Annotated in this window: 16 protein-coding genes; 6 read left to right on the forward strand and 10 right to left on the reverse strand. The window is 41.0% G+C overall.

Annotated elements, in window-relative coordinates; translation table 11 throughout:
* Window positions 1-23: 23 nt before the first annotated feature.
* A complete protein-coding gene (locus I8J31_RS03370; RefSeq protein ID WP_199466887.1) occupies window positions 24-509 on the reverse strand; it encodes an Lrp/AsnC family transcriptional regulator in 486 nt (161 codons plus the stop codon).
* Between the two features lie 138 nt (window positions 510-647).
* Here I8J31_RS03370 and I8J31_RS03375 point away from each other — a divergent pair, with 138 nt between their 5' ends.
* On the forward strand, window positions 648-1586 hold the full coding sequence (locus tag I8J31_RS03375; RefSeq protein WP_199466888.1) for a DMT family transporter: 939 nt from the start codon (window positions 648-650) through the stop codon (window positions 1584-1586).
* A 295-nt stretch (window positions 1587-1881) separates the two neighbouring features.
* Here I8J31_RS03375 and I8J31_RS03380 read toward each other — a convergent pair whose 3' ends face one another.
* Entirely contained in the window at window positions 1882-2964 is a 1083-nt protein-coding gene (locus I8J31_RS03380) for a pectate lyase family protein (protein WP_199466889.1), read from the reverse strand.
* A gap of 431 nt (window positions 2965-3395) precedes the next feature.
* Here I8J31_RS03380 and I8J31_RS03385 point away from each other — a divergent pair, with 431 nt between their 5' ends.
* Window positions 3396-3833 (forward strand): DUF2721 domain-containing protein, encoded by a 438-nt coding sequence (locus I8J31_RS03385; protein WP_199466890.1) that lies wholly within the window; start codon window positions 3396-3398, stop codon window positions 3831-3833.
* A gap of 60 nt (window positions 3834-3893) precedes the next feature.
* On the opposite strand, the gene I8J31_RS03390 is transcribed toward I8J31_RS03385, so the two are convergent.
* The gene (locus I8J31_RS03390) at window positions 3894-4844 is read right to left on the reverse strand and encodes an N-acetylmuramoyl-L-alanine amidase-like domain-containing protein (RefSeq protein ID WP_199466891.1); all 951 of its coding nucleotides are present in this window, start codon (window positions 4842-4844) and stop codon (window positions 3894-3896) included.
* 173 nt (window positions 4845-5017) lie between these two features.
* Between I8J31_RS03390 and I8J31_RS03395 the strand changes: the two genes are divergently transcribed.
* Entirely contained in the window at window positions 5018-5284 is a 267-nt protein-coding gene (locus tag I8J31_RS03395; protein WP_199466892.1) for a hypothetical protein, read from the forward strand.
* 2 nt (window positions 5285-5286) lie between these two features.
* On the opposite strand, the gene I8J31_RS03400 is transcribed toward I8J31_RS03395, so the two are convergent.
* The gene (locus I8J31_RS03400; protein ID WP_199466893.1) at window positions 5287-6174 is read right to left on the reverse strand and encodes a LysR family transcriptional regulator; all 888 of its coding nucleotides are present in this window, start codon (window positions 6172-6174) and stop codon (window positions 5287-5289) included.
* A gap of 149 nt (window positions 6175-6323) precedes the next feature.
* On the opposite strand from I8J31_RS03400, the gene I8J31_RS03405 reads away from it, so the two are divergent.
* Window positions 6324-6704 carry a DoxX family protein gene (locus I8J31_RS03405; RefSeq protein ID WP_199466894.1) on the forward strand — a complete coding sequence of 127 codons (381 nt, stop codon included), beginning with the start codon at window positions 6324-6326 and terminating at the stop codon, window positions 6702-6704.
* Window positions 6705-6807: 103 nt separating this feature from the next.
* Here the strand turns inward: I8J31_RS03405 and I8J31_RS03410 are convergent, their stop codons facing one another.
* Both I8J31_RS03410 and I8J31_RS03415 read right to left on the reverse strand, forming a co-directional pair.
* Window positions 6808-7140 (reverse strand): thioredoxin family protein, encoded by a 333-nt coding sequence (locus tag I8J31_RS03410; RefSeq protein ID WP_199466895.1) that lies wholly within the window; start codon window positions 7138-7140, stop codon window positions 6808-6810.
* A gap of 38 nt (window positions 7141-7178) precedes the next feature.
* Window positions 7179-7466 (reverse strand): YkgJ family cysteine cluster protein, encoded by a 288-nt coding sequence (locus I8J31_RS03415; protein ID WP_199466896.1) that lies wholly within the window; start codon window positions 7464-7466, stop codon window positions 7179-7181.
* 401 nt (window positions 7467-7867) lie between these two features.
* On the opposite strand from I8J31_RS03415, the gene I8J31_RS03420 reads away from it, so the two are divergent.
* Both I8J31_RS03420 and I8J31_RS03425 read left to right on the forward strand, forming a co-directional pair.
* The gene (locus I8J31_RS03420; protein ID WP_199466897.1) at window positions 7868-9043 is read left to right on the forward strand and encodes a murein transglycosylase domain-containing protein; all 1176 of its coding nucleotides are present in this window, start codon (window positions 7868-7870) and stop codon (window positions 9041-9043) included.
* Between the two features lie 165 nt (window positions 9044-9208).
* Entirely contained in the window at window positions 9209-10582 is a 1374-nt protein-coding gene (locus I8J31_RS03425) for an alpha/beta hydrolase family protein (protein WP_199466898.1), read from the forward strand.
* 280 nt (window positions 10583-10862) lie between these two features.
* Here I8J31_RS03425 and I8J31_RS03430 read toward each other — a convergent pair whose 3' ends face one another.
* From I8J31_RS03430 to I8J31_RS03445, 4 genes are all read right to left on the reverse strand, one after another.
* The gene (locus I8J31_RS03430; RefSeq protein ID WP_233402562.1) at window positions 10863-12800 is read right to left on the reverse strand and encodes an alpha/beta hydrolase domain-containing protein; all 1938 of its coding nucleotides are present in this window, start codon (window positions 12798-12800) and stop codon (window positions 10863-10865) included.
* 214 nt (window positions 12801-13014) lie between these two features.
* Window positions 13015-14688 carry a methyl-accepting chemotaxis protein gene (locus tag I8J31_RS03435; protein WP_199466900.1) on the reverse strand — a complete coding sequence of 558 codons (1674 nt, stop codon included), beginning with the start codon at window positions 14686-14688 and terminating at the stop codon, window positions 13015-13017.
* Between the two features lie 483 nt (window positions 14689-15171).
* On the reverse strand, window positions 15172-15795 hold the full coding sequence (locus tag I8J31_RS03440) for a LysE family translocator (RefSeq protein WP_199466901.1): 624 nt from the start codon (window positions 15793-15795) through the stop codon (window positions 15172-15174).
* Window positions 15792-17543 (reverse strand): carbamoyltransferase C-terminal domain-containing protein, encoded by a 1752-nt coding sequence (locus I8J31_RS03445; protein WP_199466902.1) that lies wholly within the window; start codon window positions 17541-17543, stop codon window positions 15792-15794. The genes I8J31_RS03440 and I8J31_RS03445 overlap by 4 nt, the downstream gene beginning before the upstream one ends.
* Window positions 17544-17562: the final 19 nt, after the last annotated feature.

Below are 17562 nucleotides of genomic sequence, written 5' to 3' on the forward strand. Positions count from 1 at the left end.
TTTCCCCTTATGTATTTGTCTATCTATGTAATAGACACACCTTGTTCAGGTAAAGGCAAGGCGGTTTTATAGCGCACTTGTTTTAAGGCAAAACTAGAACGAATATTGGATACCCCTGCTATTTTGGCAAGAAAGCCAAGAATAAAATGCTCTAAGGTTTTCATATCAGGCACCACGACCCTAAGTAAATAATCCTCGTCCCCTGTCATTAAATAGCATTCCATCACTTCGGCACGATTCGCGATGGCTTTTTCAAAGCCTTGCAAAATATCTTCAACCTGCCTTTCTAAGCTTACATGAATAAAGACATTCACAGTCAGTCCTAAACGATCCGCTTCCAGTAAGGTCACCTGTTGGCGAATCAAACCTAATGCTTCCATGGCTTTGACGCGATTGAAGCAAGGCGTGGTAGACAAGTTGACTTTCCGGGCTAACTCCGCATGGGTAATACGCGCATTCTCTTGCAATTCATTAAGTATAGAAATATCAGTTTTATCCAGTGAAGCCATGAACTTATTCCTTTATTTGAAAACTTTAAAGAATAAATACACTAAATAAATACTTTTTGCAGCAAATATAAGAATAACTCATTACCGTTTTTTCCTTATCATTAAGCCATACCTCATCGAATCATAAGAGAGATCAAAATGGCAGCTCTAGTCGCTATGCTACATCGACGTTCAGGCTTAACCCTATCGAGCAAAATGCTTGCTACCATACTACTGGTTATTGCCATTTTTATCTGGGGAGCAAACTGGCCCATGATGAAGTATGGTCTCAACTTCGTAGGCCCCTTGTGGTTCTCTGCGTTGCGGTTTTTGACCGGCTGCCTATGTTTGTTTGCAATACAAATCTGGCTAGGCCAACTCAAACTACCTAGTAAGCAAGACCTGCCCTTAGTGATGAGTGTTGGTCTTATTCAAATGATGTTATTTACCGCCCTAGGCGCGATTGCCATGACACAAATTGACGCTGGACGTTCTGCGATATTGGCTTATACCACCCCACTTTGGGTTACACCAGCAGCGGTTTTACTGTTTGGCGAGCGCCTATCTCGATCTGAAAAAATCGGTTTTATTAGCGGTGTTATAGGCATAGTCGTCCTGCTCAACCCCGCTTCGCTAAACTTTCACTCTTTAGAAGATATTTTGCCCTATGCCATGCTACTTGGCGGCTCGTTATGCTGGGCTAGTTGCATCCTGCATTTAAAATACTCCAACAGCAAAGCCACAGTGTACCAACTGGCCCCATGGCAAATGCTGCTGGCAGCCATCCCCTTATGCACTTTGGCTGCTTGGAGTGAAGGCCCTTTGCACATAAGTCAGATAAAAGAATTTAGCCTGGTTTTGCTCTTCGTTGGGCCGCTCGCCACGGCTTTCTGCTTTGTAGCAGTGAACACAGCCAGCCGTTGGCTATCAAGTACCAACATGTCATTTTCTATGCTGGGCGTTCCTGTGGTGGGGTTAGTGTTGTCCTTAATTGTTCTAAATGAAAAACTCACGCCTTCTCTTGCCCTTGGCACACTGACCATCTTGTTAGGTATAGTATTTATTTCCTTGGCGAAGAAAGAAGCGCACTCTAAATAAGGAAGGTGCACATAAGCCTACTAAGGTTCAGCAAATCTCCTTCTCATGCTTACCTTAGTAATGGGTCATGCTTTTACCGAATAACACTAGGGCAGGTTGAATTTTTGATTATCTGCTGTGGCACTGTTAACCAGACATGATAGCAATGTCAAAGACCCCATTTTGATAATGCGCAGCCATCATTCTGGGGCTTAACTAGAAACTTGCATAAAGAAAGAGGCATGCTATACATGCCTCTTAATAGGACGGTTGTGAATGGCTTATGCTATTCACATCCTAATGAGGATTAGTCCTCTTAGTGAACGCCACAATTACCATTAGAGGTTTTCAAGCCTTTTTGTGATCCTGCACTTTGCATGACGATGCTTTTCACACAATTAGCAGCATCTAGCTGATAAGAGTATGGAATACTAATTGACGTCGTGGAGACAGGGTTAGGGCCTGCTGGATGCTCTTTACTAGCCGGCGACCAGGTAACATCTTCGAAAATATTACCACTGATGTCCCAATAGCCCATATCATTGGTGTAGAAGGTACCAATAGGGTTTTTTGCTCTTTCAAAATGGTTATTTTCAGCCTTGATAGAACCCCCAATTCGAGGGTTCATACCTGATTTGGCAATATCATTGTAATAGTTATTATAAGCATGGGCCGTACCATGACGTAATAACGGCATACGTGAATCAATAGTGTCGTACCAGTTGTGGTGGAAAGTCACATTACCATTTTGGTCATCACTATCACTTGACCCCATTAGGCCACCTCTTCCAGAAAGGTAAAAATGGTTGTATGACACAGTTACGTATTGGGTATTATTTTTCATATCCAGCAAGGAGTCATAGCCAGATGTTTCACCGCCTGATGCCTCTAAGAAGTTATGGTCTACCCAAACGTTATATACATCTTTTTCCATACCAATCGCATCACCACCATTTGAAGTTGGGCTACCCGACTTCTTCACATTACGTATATGGAGATTTTGCAGAATGATATTAGAAGCTTCACGTAAATGAATGCCAATTTCGTCGAAAAGAGCACCACCACTGGTACCGATCAAAGATAAATTTTTCACTCGTTTGAATTGAATTTCATTATCTCTGGTATCGCAACTCCCGCTCACTTTTTCAGTATTGCCGTGATTAATCACCCCAGTAACATAAATAATCAGAGGCGTATCATCGTCAGCACGTTCACACATCGCCTGGTTAATTTGCGTCCCGGTTGTGGCGTAAACGACATTCCCTCCAGCACCACCAGTGGTATTTCCATTTTGCGTGGCATACCCTTCTAAGCTAGCGGCATAGAGTGGCGAAAACGCCAAGGCCAAAGACGCTAATCCGGCGGTTTTTAAGGTTTTTTTAGTCAAGCTGATATCCATATTTAAGTCCTTTTTATTTTTATTTGACGTTATGCTTAACAACAATAAGCTGAATATTTATCCGTAATGATGTCCTATCATGTTGTCTATCATCTCAAAGCAACATTCTGTTCTTAAATACAACTAAGCGGTGGCCCATAAAACACAAATGGGTAATATAAAAGTAAAACGCAATTTCAAAATAATCAAGTCGACGTTTCTTTTATTTTCATTAAAACATAAAATATCTTTATATTTACTTATAAGACAATAACTTAAAAAATTTAAATTACTTAAAATTGGAAAATAGAATAGATCAAAAAAGGAATGCATCTCATACAGCATGTATATTCCATCAAAGCTATGAGACGAAAAAGCAATACTAAGACGATTAAAACAGTAATATAAAGAGACACAGACATTAACACTTACCTTCTATCAAAAGGCTAATTATGATCATTACTCTAACCACGCCTGCTATGCTATTCCCCGCGGTTTCCTTACTACTGCTGGCTTACACCAATCGATTCGTCACTCTAGCTTCCATTATTCGTACTTTTGACCCAAAGTTGGAAAACGACAATACTACTGAGCAAATCACTAATTTAAGACAACGTATTTACCTAATACGACGAATGCAGGAAGCTGGCGTCATCAGTTTTTTTCTTTGCGTTATGTCTATGATGGCCATCTATTTGGAATATCAACAAGTCGGCAGCTATATCTTCGGAGGCAGCCTCATTTTCCTGATGTATTCTCTATTTTTATCGGTGAGAGAAATTAGAATTTCGTGCGACGCATTAGACTTACATCTGCAACATTTCAATACTAATTTTAGAAAGCGCGGCCGTAGAAAACCCAACTCTGCAGACAATAATGGCGCTACATAGCGCCATTATTCATTTGAAAGGACAACAAACTATTCACTTAAAAAGACAACATACTCGTCGCTATTGATTCAACATCTGAACATTAAAACCTTTTAAGGAAGAACCAGCCAAGTACGTTGAAAAGTACTCAATAAAATCCTCATCCGTCACCTTCTTATGGGTCAAGCTAGCGTGGCGCAGATATAAGCGTCCGTCTTTACGAATCGCAATCGATTGATGAGATACGTTCATATTAGTACCAATCCATTTCGTTAACTGCCAATCAGGGCGAACCATATTAATAATACTTCCCGTCGGAATACGGTCCAACAAGGCTTGATTTATACCAGCCCATTTATCTTCTTTTATATCTAAATATACTGCACCTAGAGGAACATAATCGATAGTCGCAGTTTGCGGAGAAAAAGCCTTTCCTTCAGCATGTAATTTACTCAATAATCCATCACAATCAGCAGAAGATTCGTCATCGCATTTAAGGCGGTCTTTGCCCATTTTTTGATACCAAGCAGCTTTGTCAATAACGGTTTCTCCTACCATCATGGCACCACCCGCAACGACCTTAGTGATATCGGTTAACAACCCCTGATTGTTAGGAATCCAATCGGCACTTGGGAAATGATTACGAGCCATAAACGACACCTTGCCATCGCGATAGCGCAATGCCATAAGGTTCGGCATAAAGTCATCAATCGAAGTCGATATCGCCCCTGCAAGTACGGCTTCTACGTAAGTGGTACAATCAAAAACATCAAAACGAATTAAAGGGTCTTTATCATATAACCCGTTCTCGCCCTCTCCCAAACTCCCGTCACCATAAGGTGTTTCTAGCAAGGTTGCACTTAACGACTCCACCTTGGTACCGACAGATGATGACAAGGTATTATTAGACTCTATGGCAGCATAAAAAGCAGCGGCATTGGCGTTATTTATCGCTTCAGCAGCAACAACAAAAGAAGCAAATAAAGCCCCAAAAAACACACTAAAAAGATTCAAAATCACATTATTTTTCATACAAGTCCCTGTTTTTATTCATCTAAGGGGATTCCATACAATAGACATTGCTCAATTGTTCAACCTTGGAAAGACACAGTTTTGCTGACAACAGTATTATTTATGTCTAAAATATAACCTCTTACTTATTATCTACACTTAAAATAAGGTTATTTTTAACCAAGGTTGGCACGATGCAAATTAACGCTTCCTCATTTCTTCATGGTCAAACTGGCTTACAAAATAGTCAGAACAAACTCGACCAAGCAAGTCGAAAAATCGCCGATGCCTCAACTCAAACAATAGGGCAGCAACAATCTATTGAGAAAAGTAACTCTGGCTCTGAGATTCAAGATGGACTAATAGAGGCCAACAGTAGCAAACTAGAAGCACAAGCCAATGCCAAAGTAATTGATGCTGCCAATAAAAGCATCGGCCGCTTAATCGACATCAAAGCCTGATACTAATGCTCTAACAGACTAATTTGATCCCACAACTTATTAGCAACGGGCCCTAATACCTGACCTTTTGGTTTCATCACATAACTTTTGACTTCTATCTCCGTTTTCGTGTCATTAAGGCTAATCGGAACCAACCTCCCCATTTCAATGTCTTCTTTCACCATAAAATATGGCAAGCGCCCCCAACCGATTCCACTTAAACATAAAGTCCGCTTACTGTGGTAATCATTCACGTACCACTTCCTTTGGCCTTGCTGTACATCAAGCTCCACACCTTTCGTTAAGTTACCTGTATCCTGAACGATAATTTGATATTCATCCCTTAACTGAGAAGATTCGACCAAGTCTTTATGTCTGGCTAACATCTTAGGCGCAGCAACATTAATAATACTTTGCGTGTATATATGCTGGGTCACCAACTTAAATGTATTCAAAAAGCTTGCTTCTGCAGCGGATATAGCAAGTTGCGCTTTATTATTGACCACCGAGTCAATTCCTCCCGTTACAAACTCTTGCTTCAATATGACTTGAGTTTGAGGAAACTCATTTTGAATGTGTTCAAATATGGGCACCAGTTTTTCCAAATCAAACATGGCATCTACGGCGATCACGACTTTCGCTTCAGAGCCCGTTTTATAATGCTTCGCCATTTGACTAAGTTGATCGCTTTGCTCAAGCAGCATGAGAGCTTTTTGATAAATAAGCTCTCCCTGTTGAGTAAGCTTCAGCTTATACCCAGAACGATCCAATATAGCAATTCCTAAACCTGATTCTAGCTGCTGCAAGCCCTTACTGATGGCTGGCTGAGTCTTAAACAGTCTATTACTCGCCCCCTGCAATGACCCCTCTTGAATCACGGCCTTTAGCATTTTCAATTGCTCTAATGTCATGACCTACCTGCGCCCTATAAAACATCCATTAAAAACATAACAAAAAGCTATACTCTTTATGAAATACAATCAATTTTAATTAAGTCTCTTTGCTCTATACTAGCCCATATCAACTAAACAAACGAAACAAACGAAACAGGTAACTTATTATGGATAAATTTAAAAAATACGGCCTTTGGGCCATCATGGCACTAACTGCTCTAGCCTTTATTGCTGGCGGCGTTGGCAAATTAATGGGCGTTCCAATGATGCATCAATCATTCGCAACACTTGGCTTACCAGTGTTCTTTGGCTACTTCATTGGTGTATGTGAAATTTCTGGTGCCATTGGCCTTTTTATCAAGAAACTTAGTTCTCTAGCTGCTGCAGGCCTAGCTTTAATCATGATTGGCGCTATGTACTATCACGCAGTATATGACCAAGCGAACTTTATTCCTGCTGCTCTATTATTCGTCTTTGCTATCATCATCTTCTTTGCTCGCAAAAAAGACAGCGGCCTATTCAATAAAAGCCAATCATCTATCGTTTAAGCTTTTAGAATAAAACAACTTTTGAGAAAGACTGCCATTCGGCGGTCTTTTTTATTGGTGTATATTTTGATGATCGTTTTTTAAAGGCAGTGTAAAAAGGCTTTTAGAAAGACACTAACTGACGTACTTCGTCTGAACCAACTGGTCGTACAAGACGCTCCACTTCCTGACCATCACGCAAAAGAATCAGGGTCAGCCACAGCTTCACCTTAAAAGCTCGACCCAAGCGCTTGCCTTTACCATCGTAGACCTTGATATGGGAAAGTTCCGAAGCACCATTTAATACCTCTTCTATCGCTGGCCTAGCCGCCTGACAATACCCACACCAAGGCGCACCAAACTCGAGTAGCGCCACACCAGATAATTGGCTCACTTCCTCAAAAGTAGGAGCTGCTTCAGCGTATTCAGGGTTAAAACCTAAAAAAGTGGCTTTCATAATGATTCCTTCACTGAACAATAGAATTAGGGAGAAAGTTACGCCTGATTAAACTCATCAATGCATTCATAGGAGCCCATCTCAAACTCACGACAAATCCAAGGACGCTTCTCATATATAGTACACATGTAAGTGTCTCTATCTACCGCGGAGCACCAACCATCACCTAGCCGTAACATGGTTTCACCTCCCCATTCATCTACTGATATATGCTTTTCTGGTACGCCAGTATCGCTAATAATCATCACTTCTAAACGACAACAACAAGCCTGACAATTCGAACAAGCAACCTCCTGTTCAGGCAAATTCTTTAATTCAATAGTCATAAATGGCCTATAAAGCGGTCAATTTAAAAAGTAGACTCTCTTTAAAAGTTCATTAAAGATGGCTAAGCGTCGTAACAGTATATCGCAAAGTAATGGCTAACCGTGCTTGAAAGCATAAACAGATGCCAAATGAAATGGCCATGACGCAGCCTTGAATCCAACACAAAAAAACAGCACTGCCATATAAATAAAGCACACCGCCCAACACAAACAAAAACCTGTGCTCAATTACCCTCTTTATCAATCCCAAAAGAGACGAAACAAGGTTAAAAATGCCCGTCCTGTTAAATTAAAATTACATTGCTGTATAATTTTACAAAATACAGACGCCCCTTTCGGCTAACATGCTTAAACAACAGTGCACGTGTTTCATATCGATTATTTATATGAGTAACCATTGAATGTTAAAAAATATTGTTCCGAAATTCGCCCTTATATCTATGGGTTTTCTACTACTAACATTAAGCGGCTGCCAATCATTCGACTCACTCACCTCAATTAAGCTGTTATCAGAACAGATACAAAATGCCGACAATATTGACGATGTCAAAGCCATCGCGAAACAAGCTAAAACCAGCAAAAAACTAATCACGGCAGACTTTAAAGCGATTAAAGCGTTATATGAAAAACTTAACAAAAAAGTAGATGAAAAATGGGGCAAAGAGAATAGCGAACTCCCTGATAAGAAAAAGTACGTGAAATACACTAACAACTACCAAGCCAGAACCATTGTTGATTTTGACAAAGGCTTAGTTCGTGTCGAGACCTTAACCACAGACTCACCTCTTGATGCCCTAAAAAAAGCCGTCACAACCACCCTACTCACCACAGCAGACCCGAGCAAAACCGATATTTTTTCCAGTTCGGCGCCCAATATCGAAGGCGTCCCTTTTTTATACCCACAAGTGATGGACCATGATGGCAAGTTAGTACAATATCGCTGGCGTGCAGAACGTTACTCAAATTATCTAGTCAGCAATAAACTGCAAAAAAGCCAAGAAAATGGAAAAACAGTTTACGCCGTTGAATTCAAACTGGTGGAACAGCACGAACACCTTCGCCAAGAAAAGTACAGCCAATATGTCATTGCTGCCGCTAAACGTTACGACCTATCACCAGCGCTCATCTATGGCATAATTGAAACAGAAAGTTCTTTTAACCCTTATGCTGTTAGCCCTGCCAATGCCTATGGTTTAATGCAAGTTGTGCCTGCTACGGCGGGTAAAGATGTTTACAACCTAGTAAAGAAAAAATCGGGGCAACCAACAAAAGAAGTGCTCTTCTCTCCTGAAAATAACATAGATATCGGTAGCGCTTACCTGCATATTCTAAAAACTCGATACCTAGTTAAAGTCGCCAATAAAGTCAGTCAAGAATACTCAATGATTTCCGCCTATAACGGCGGCACGGGAAATGTGTTAAAAACCTTTGATGCCAACAGAACAATAGCAATGGAGAAGATAAATAAAACATCAACCAGCAATGTTTATAAAAAACTTAGATATAACCACCCAAAATCAGAATCTCAAAAATATCTAGAAAAAGTTACTACTGCGAAGAAGAAATATGAACAATAAACAATTTAAATAAAGATAATTGAGATAATTGAGATAATTGAGATAATTCAATTAAAATACTTATTAAATATAAATAAAACACAGAGGTATTTTTGTTATATTCCCACTGTCGATATAAAAACATTTCGGCCTAATATCATTTAAATATTGCAGTAGGAAATAAAAATGAAAAACAGCTTAAGAAATAGTATATTTATCAGTTGCCTGATCAGTATGACTGCCATGGCTGACAACCCGATCGATCAAGTCCTTCCCGATGCTCCCGCACTAGCGCCTTACGGTGAGTATTCTATTGGTGTAAGAACACTTAATCTTATTAATCCAAACCAAATAGATGTGGTTACTCTAAGTACTGAAGGTCCAAATCCTAAGGATGGCTCATTACCTATATACGATAGACCATTAACCGTAGAAATCTGGTATCCAGCGGCTGATAAATCCTATAGATCTGACTACGGAAAATATAACGATAGAAAGTCAGCCTATGGAAAATACCGAAACGACAAAAAACCACACCATCATAAAGACAGCGCCTATAACAACGTGTATTTATTTGATGGTACAACCAAGGTAAGCCTATCAGGTAAAGCAAAACGTAATGCGCCCCCAGCAAATTACTCTGGCCCTTACCCGCTCATTATCATTTCTCATGGTTACCCTGGTAATCGATTTTTATTGACTCCAATTGCAGAAAACCTGGCCTCTAAAGGTTATGTGGTGGTATCAATTGATCACACAGACAGCACCTATCGAGATCAAAACGCTTTTGTCAGTACCTTAGTGAATCGCCCCCTTGACCAAATGTTTGTATTGAATGCAATGGAGCAACCAAATCACTTTTTATCAGGCCTAATAGACACTCAAAACACTGGCTTAATTGGCTATTCAATGGGCGGATACGGCGCAGTGGTTTCTGCCGGTGGTGCCGTTTCTCAAGTGGGAGTGGACTTTACAGGCGGTTTGCTGGCCATGTATACGGCTGACAACAAGGCTTATCAAGCTTTTCCTGACCCACGTTTAAAGGCAATCGTTTCGATTGGTCCTTGGGGCAAAGAATTAGGACTCTGGGATAAAGAAGGCTTATCAGGTGTATCAGTGCCTATGCTGTATATGGCGGGATCCGCTGATTCCACATCAGGTTATGAAAATGGCGTCAAAGCCATATTCGAAGAAAGCGTTAATACTGACCGCTATTTATTGACCTTTGAGAATGCAGAACACTCAGCAGCCGCACCTATGCCAGCACCAAAAGAGGCATGGAATTTAACCAGTGAGGGGTTTCAACATTACAATGATGTGGTTTGGGACAATGTACGTATGAATAATATTTCTCAGCATTTTATTACCGCCTTCATGGGGTTACATACGAAAGGAGATTTAGGCATGTCATCCTATTTTGACCTGATCGAAAATGCTAATAACGGTGTTTATGCACTGGATTCAGAAGGCAACCCAACAGCAGAACACACCTATTGGAATGGCTTTAAAAAAGAAACGGCATTGGGGTTAAAAATGGAATTTAAAGAAAAGTATCAATAAGCGTTATCCACTTATTAGAGGGTGACGCTAAAGTCGCCCTCTGATTTCGAATGCAAATCGCTATAAGCGAGATGATTGTCACAGCCAATAACTTATCTTTAAGCAATCAAAAAATGACATTCCCTATTAAAACTTGTGTCGACTTCGCAGGAATGTCACCTTCTTCAAAACAAATCAGTGGTGAGTATTATTTTTAATAATACTCATGGAAAAACTATTACTTAATGAATTAAAAATGGCAGTGTCAGGCTTTATACTAACCTGACACCTAATAGACTTATTAAAGGTTTTCAAAGTCTTTTTTAGCCTGTTGAACCACAAAGTCCATATCACCCGGTAACATAAAACCATGATCAACTAGGCTTTTCACTTTCGCTTTAACCACTTTCACATAGCCTTCCACATCGCCATAACGTTCAGATATCGAGGTACGTGTATCGGCCTCTATCGCGCCTTTTTCTTTTGCAAAGGCAATAAAAGAGCCCTTCAAACCACAAAGGTTACCTTTGGCATAACCTTCATTGCGCAAGTTCCAACCCCAATAGGTTCCTAAGGGTGCAGCGACACGAGGCACCTTTACGCCTCCCATGGCAATACCATCTGCATCAAGCTGCGGCACAAGTACGGGGTAGGCTTTACCCGCAACAGGAGGGATAACACTGTGATCCATTACTTTAAGCACATTATAAACAGGCATGTCGTCGCTCATCCTGTTAGGTAGATGCAGTTCAGACAAGGCAACAAGGCTGCCATCACGAATATTTGGATACTGGCTAGCAGGAGGCTTAGTTCCATTGGTTGTCCAGTCCTGCATTGCACTTGTTAACGCCCGCATCACCGGTGTAGCACTGATAGGATTGGTTGGGTATTGGCATACGTCATCGGTTTTACTAACCGCTCCCCAAACATTAAAGTGTGGTGCACCAGTCAAGAAGTACAAACGAACCTCGTCTGGAACCTTAATCTCGGTGCCGTCTGGCGCAGTAGACATTAGGGCTGCCCTTGCTTGCCAAAACTCTGTCGAGGTATCCGTTTGCATGATTTTAGGGCAAGTATTACTGATACGACATGCTTTTAAAATGCCATCGGTACGACCCGTCAAAGGGTCAGTTGACGAGGCATAGCTAAAGGGAAATTGATCACCTTGCACATCATGGTCTTCATGTTGGCGAGAGTAACGGCCTACTTTGGCAAAACGATAATTCGTATAGGTCTTACGGGACCCAGCAATGTGAGTAATCACCCCATCAAACACCTTAGTACTGAACTCATCGGCATTGAAGCCTTGGTAGATGAAATCGCGCAAAAAACGCCCAGATTGTGAAAGACCAAGGCCGATGCTGTTATCGATATTTTTCAATGGCGATACCACATCATGGCCCTTGGAACCGCGCAAGAAGCTCACCACATCCGCAGTGGCGGCAAAGGCCAGTCCTGCGGGAACGGCGTTTTTCGCCCTATAGATGAATTCATAAATGGCGCCGTTATCAAAGCCCTCGGGGCGGGTAATCTCGATTTGCGTAGGCGACAGGTATTTAAAGGATAAACCGGCCACGGTGGAGCGCGGGTCATCTGCGTTCTGCCGCACGGTCAGCGTGGCATTTTTACTGTCCATATCCAGCGCCGGATAGGTTAGATTGGCAGTGACAACCGGATCGGCTTTATCGAATATAAATTCTTCTCGTGAAAGACCAGTAACAGAAGGCAGTACAGGGGCATTCAGTTTGAGTTTATTCTCGGGCAAATCAGTTTGCCAACCGCTCCATACAAGGGTGTAGCCATTGTCCATCAAGAAGCCATCTCCCGCGTCTTGAGCTGTTTCAGGCATACCAAGGCTGCTTGCCCTATTTAATAAAGCGAGAGACAAGTTTCTTCCTCGGTTTAACACTTCATAAAATACAGTGCCATTCGCTTTTGCTGGATCTATTGGACGCAGCACCGACACCTTAGTTGAGTAATGAACAAGTCCGTCTTTCCCTACGGGAGCATATTCCAGATCGACAATTTTTTTCCCCCGCGTTGAGTTCGGGTCAATCGCAAGTTCAGCAATCGCATCAATACGTTCATAGGCGCCTACGTCACCAAAACGGGTACCCTCAAAAACAGGGCTGATGGTGTTGGTAACGCTAAAATTAGTGACCTTTGCCTGCGTCACAAGAGGCGACATTGTTAAAGCAATCCCAAATGCGGTACATAACCACTTTCTATTTATAAGCATAGTATTCATCCTTTTTATTACTAGATCCCTGCGTAGCACTATTAAATAATAGCCACTCGGACATTAAAGTATCTTGGGGTTTAATAGGGGTAGAGTCTGAGGCATGTTATTTATTTTCATAAATAACAATTAGTTAATATTATTAGAGGAGACTCATAAGCCTGAAAGCAGAATCCCCTCCGCACAAAGACTCTGTTACGGAGGGGAGTTATTATTACACCTTAAATTTACTCGTTATATTTTCAATAAGCTGAGACTGCTTCTCCAGACCAGACATTTGCTCAGACGCTTTTTCTGCGCCAGAACTAATGTTATCAGCCTGTACAACAATGCCATTGATGTTCTTCGCAATCTCATCGGCAACCGCAGATTGTTCTGTTGCGGCGGTCGCAACCTGAATGTTCAACAGAGTCAGACCCTCAATGGATTCAGTGCTACTACTGATGAGCGCACGAATATTTGACATAGCCTCAAGCACTTTGTTGCGTTGCACGCCAGAACGTTCCATGTCGCTAACAGTATTCGCAGCACTGGCTTGCAACTTATCTAAAATACCACTGATTTCAACGGTACTCTCTTGGCTGCGCTGGGCAAGCGTTCTCACTTCATCGGCGACAACAGCAAAACCTCGACCTTGTTCCCCAGCTCGTGCGGCTTCAATGGCGGCGTTCAGTGCCAGTAGGTTGGTTTGTTCAGAGATACTTTGGATCACACTTAAGGCAGAATTAATATCTTCTACATTTTGTCCTAATTCATTTATAGACTTCTCAACATCAGTCATCAATGTGTTGAGGTTCTCAAGTTGCTCATTCGATGTTTCCACTTGATTAAGGACATCTTTGGTTTGTGTATTAGCAGACTCGGCAGATGAGCGAGTAACCTCAGCATTATTAGCGATGTCACTGGCAGTAGAGGACATTTCATCTACTGCGGCAGCCACCTGTAAAGCGCCATCTTTTTGAGTGTTAACAGACTCGACCAACAGTAACTGATGCTCTGAAGACGTTTTTGCAATCTGGTTTAACTCTTGGGTTGTCGATTTTAAATGCGTGATATCAGAGTTAAGAGAAGCAAGGAAACGATTAAAGTTTTTCGATATCTCATCAATTAAATCGATATAGCTATAGGGTAACTCTACAGTTAAATCGCCATTACCATTCGCAAGGTCGGCGACCGAAAGACGCAGTGTATTAAGCGACCGATAGAGTATCGCCACAGCGAAAGAAACCAGCAGGATAATAAGCAGCATAACAACAATAGTAATCACTATATTTTGAATCAGTATCGAATTCTTAGAGTCATTAATCTCTGCTTTTATCGTATCGACTATTTTTTGTGTCTCATCTAGATAAATACCCGCACTGATCACTAGATCCCACTCAGGAATGTATAAGGAATAAGCGTATTTTAGGGAAGGCTCTTTAGCACCCGGTTTGAGATGATAGTATTCGACGAAATGAGTGCCATTTTTTGCCGCTTTAACAAGTTCTTTGAAGAAAAACTTACCTTTCGCATCGGTACGATCAATAATATTTGATCCCACTATTTTGTTACTTACGCCATGTTGAAGCATGGTGCCATCAGAGGTAAAAGAAAATATATAACCTTGACCACCATTGAATTTTATTGAGTTCAAAAGCTTTAACGCTTCAGGCAGGCCTTCTTTATTAGGCTGCTTTGCATAGGGTTCGACGAGTGTTCTCACCGAGTCCATCACAGCCATTAAACCTTTTTTTTCAACACCTAAAACAGAATGAGAAATCGTCTGTGTGGTTTTTTCCTGCACGACTTGAATGGCCGTGAGCATCCCAATCGCCGATAGCACACCCGCAATAAGTAATGGCAACAAAGTAAGCATGTATATTTGAAATTTTAAAGACCGTAACATCGATAACCCTTATCCAATTTGAATGATTAAAAGTATTTACTATTACTAAAACATCAGCTTAAGCTGCTATCAGCATTACAAGATGTAACATAGCAACTATGCAATTTTTCCATAAATATTGCTACGTTTTTGCCTGATTAGAGCATATTTTTTAAGAATACCAGCCTATTCTTAAGCGACTCCTAAGCCTTACAACTCTCGTCTGATTAGAATTAATGTTACACAGTAATTGTTTCATTTAATCTGTTCGTCAATAATCAAAAAAAATGACCTCACCAGTCGGTAAGGCCATTCTTTCATCGCTTCCCTTATGAGTTAACAACGCCCTTTAACTATCCATAAACTGGTGATTGATGTAAGCATGAAGGTTGGTAATGTGCTGCTCCATCCGAGCTGCCGAGGCGGTTATCTCGATAAAAATGGCTTATGTAGTAGTCAAAGAAAAATAACATTCTTACTCGGCACTAACGTCTGCCCAAAACTTCAACGTGTTACTGCAATCCAAGCACTGCCACAGAGGAATAAAAAACCACTCAAAAAACCAAGACACTTTCTCGCTAAAAGGCTTGAAAAAAGCACGCGTGCTTTCGTTCCAATCAAGGCATATCCCGATAAAACAAGGATGACAACGAATGAGGCCGATAAGCTTAAAATAACGTACTGCAGAACTGGCTCACGATTTGGGTCAACAAACTGGGCAAGGAAAGCGACATAGAACAATATGGCTTTTGGGTTAAGAAGACCCGTAAAGAAACCAGCTCGGATACTTTCCCAATAAAGGCTATCCGCTTGATTGAAACTATCTGTAATTTCAGTAAGACCTTTTGCATGTCTCAACGCAGTGACGCCCAAATAGGCCATATAGCCGACACCCATCCATTTTAGAATCAAGAAAGCCTCATACGAAGCAGCAAGAATGGCGCCGACGCCCACATAAGAAAGCGTCATTACGACAAACCCACCCACAACGTCACCAAGAATACACAAAAATGCGGGATAAAAACCCTTCGATATTGATTGAGCAATAGCCATAAACACACTTGGTCCGGGTAAAAGGCAAATCACCGCATACGTCACCACAAATGCTACCCATATATCAAAATTCATAATATTTTCTCCGTTCTAGTCAAAAGATATTCTTCATTAAGCAAAACTGCATCGACTACTCCATCAACTAGAGGTGATAACGCTTCCCTGATATTACAAACAATAGGTTCTTCATGGCGATTGTAAGATGTATTAATTAAGCTAGGCTGGCCTGTTTCTTTAAACCATTCCGTCAAAAGTTCAAACATCAAGCTATCACCATTGGCCGAAATAATTTGTGGTCGTGCAGTACCGTCTATATGTACTGCAGCGGGACATTGTGATTGCATAAATTCGGTACAATCGAATGTCATAGTCATATTATATGAATTTAGATTGTTAGCACTCCAGTTCAAATAACACTTTGGGGCTAAAGAAAAAGCCGTTACTGGAGCAAATGGCATAAACTCAGTCCTGTTGAGGCGCTCATTAAGCCAATCATTTACAGTCGGATCGACTGCATGGTAAATAATACTCCGATTACAAAGCGACCTTGGTCCAAACTCCATTCTCCCCTTGACTATTGCGACTACATTATCTTTTTTCAGTAGCTTCACTATTTCTAGTGCGGGTGTACTGACCTTTTGACAATAAATAGACAACGGCAGACTTTCTAACACATATGAAAGTGATTCCGCTTCATTTGCCCATGGCCCTAAAAAGAGCGATTCATATGCGGGCTTTTCATTAAAAAGAGAGAAGTAAGCTGCTCCAGCTGAACAAGCCGATTGACCGCCATCTCCCATGAATGGAACGACATAAACACTATCAACTCCGTCCATTTGAAAGATTTTTTGATTGAGCAGAACATTTCCAAAAGTTCCACCACTCAAGCAAACATTAGTTGGCAAGTCTGGATCAAGATATTGCTGCAATACAGAACATACCATATTCTCCAGATGTGCTTGCGCAGCAGCGGCTATGTCTTCTGGGGAATACTGTGATGCTTCATTTATTAACTCAGAGCTCAATTCATTAAGACTATTCATTGATGGGTTATAGAATTTCCCGCATTGGGATTTAACACGACCATCGATAACATCAATCATTTTTTTCATCAGAGAAATACAAACTTTCGGGTCACCATGTGCAGCTAAGCCTGTAACCTTCCCTTCATGACGATAAGGACTATAGCCAAGAAGAACAGTGATAATGCTATAAAAATATCCTATAGAATCTATTGTGAGTTCACTGTGGATCTTGTCAACCTTTCCATTGAGAACCTTATATATACACAAAGATTCAAAATCCCCTCGTCCATCACTTGTTAGCACTAATGAATCTTTAAAGGGCGAAAAGGCATAAGCACCAACACCATGGCTTTCATGGTGTGACATCCTAAAAACTTTGCCAGTTAGCCCGTACTTATCAATAAACGAAATAAATTCTGCTGACGTATCACTGTCGATTAATACCTCTTCTTCAATTCGACGACAAATTGATTCGATTGCTACAGCATCATTTTCTGTTCGAATACGAGCAGCGTAACGAGGAAAGATATCGTATGTCGAGAATTCACCAGCGACTCCATATGCAACAATATCAACTTCGTTTAGCGTCACCCCAGCGTGATTAAGCACATAGTTTATACTTTCTATTGGCCAACATTTCTTGAGCTTATTGCGAGAAAACCTTTCCTCCTGAACAGCAGCAACTAGTTTTCCACCAACCAACAGTACAGCACTTGCATCCTCATTATTGTTTATCCCAAGAATAACTGTCTTTTTTGCTTCAAGATTTTGAAAAGCACATTGAGTACCTGCATTCATAATGTTATTCCTATCTAAA

Source organism: Marinomonas transparens, from assembly GCF_016463975.1.
GTDB lineage: Bacteria > Pseudomonadota > Gammaproteobacteria > Pseudomonadales > Marinomonadaceae > Marinomonas > Marinomonas transparens.

Coding starts and splice junctions, on each gene's coding strand:
- I8J31_RS03370 (WP_199466887.1), bottom strand. CDS start 509: ATGGCTTCACTGGATAAAACTGATATTTCTATACTTAATGAATTGCAA.
- I8J31_RS03435 (WP_199466900.1), bottom strand. CDS start 14,688: ATGTTACGGTCTTTAAAATTTCAAATATACATGCTTACTTTGTTGCCA.
- I8J31_RS03405 (WP_199466894.1), top strand. CDS start 6,324: ATGGATAAATTTAAAAAATACGGCCTTTGGGCCATCATGGCACTAACT.
- I8J31_RS03385 (WP_199466890.1), top strand. CDS start 3,396: ATGATCATTACTCTAACCACGCCTGCTATGCTATTCCCCGCGGTTTCC.
- I8J31_RS03415 (WP_199466896.1), bottom strand. CDS start 7,466: ATGACTATTGAATTAAAGAATTTGCCTGAACAGGAGGTTGCTTGTTCG.
- I8J31_RS03425 (WP_199466898.1), top strand. CDS start 9,209: ATGAAAAACAGCTTAAGAAATAGTATATTTATCAGTTGCCTGATCAGT.
- I8J31_RS03380 (WP_199466889.1), bottom strand. CDS start 2,964: ATGGATATCAGCTTGACTAAAAAAACCTTAAAAACCGCCGGATTAGCG.
- I8J31_RS03395 (WP_199466892.1), top strand. CDS start 5,018: ATGCAAATTAACGCTTCCTCATTTCTTCATGGTCAAACTGGCTTACAA.
- I8J31_RS03375 (WP_199466888.1), top strand. CDS start 648: ATGGCAGCTCTAGTCGCTATGCTACATCGACGTTCAGGCTTAACCCTA.
- I8J31_RS03410 (WP_199466895.1), bottom strand. CDS start 7,140: ATGAAAGCCACTTTTTTAGGTTTTAACCCTGAATACGCTGAAGCAGCT.
- I8J31_RS03430 (WP_233402562.1), bottom strand. CDS start 12,800: ATGCTTATAAATAGAAAGTGGTTATGTACCGCATTTGGGATTGCTTTA.
- I8J31_RS03440 (WP_199466901.1), bottom strand. CDS start 15,795: ATGAATTTTGATATATGGGTAGCATTTGTGGTGACGTATGCGGTGATT.
- I8J31_RS03400 (WP_199466893.1), bottom strand. CDS start 6,174: ATGACATTAGAGCAATTGAAAATGCTAAAGGCCGTGATTCAAGAGGGG.
- I8J31_RS03420 (WP_199466897.1), top strand. CDS start 7,868: ATGTTAAAAAATATTGTTCCGAAATTCGCCCTTATATCTATGGGTTTT.
- I8J31_RS03445 (WP_199466902.1), bottom strand. CDS start 17,543: ATGAATGCAGGTACTCAATGTGCTTTTCAAAATCTTGAAGCAAAAAAG.
- I8J31_RS03390 (WP_199466891.1), bottom strand. CDS start 4,844: ATGAAAAATAATGTGATTTTGAATCTTTTTAGTGTGTTTTTTGGGGCT.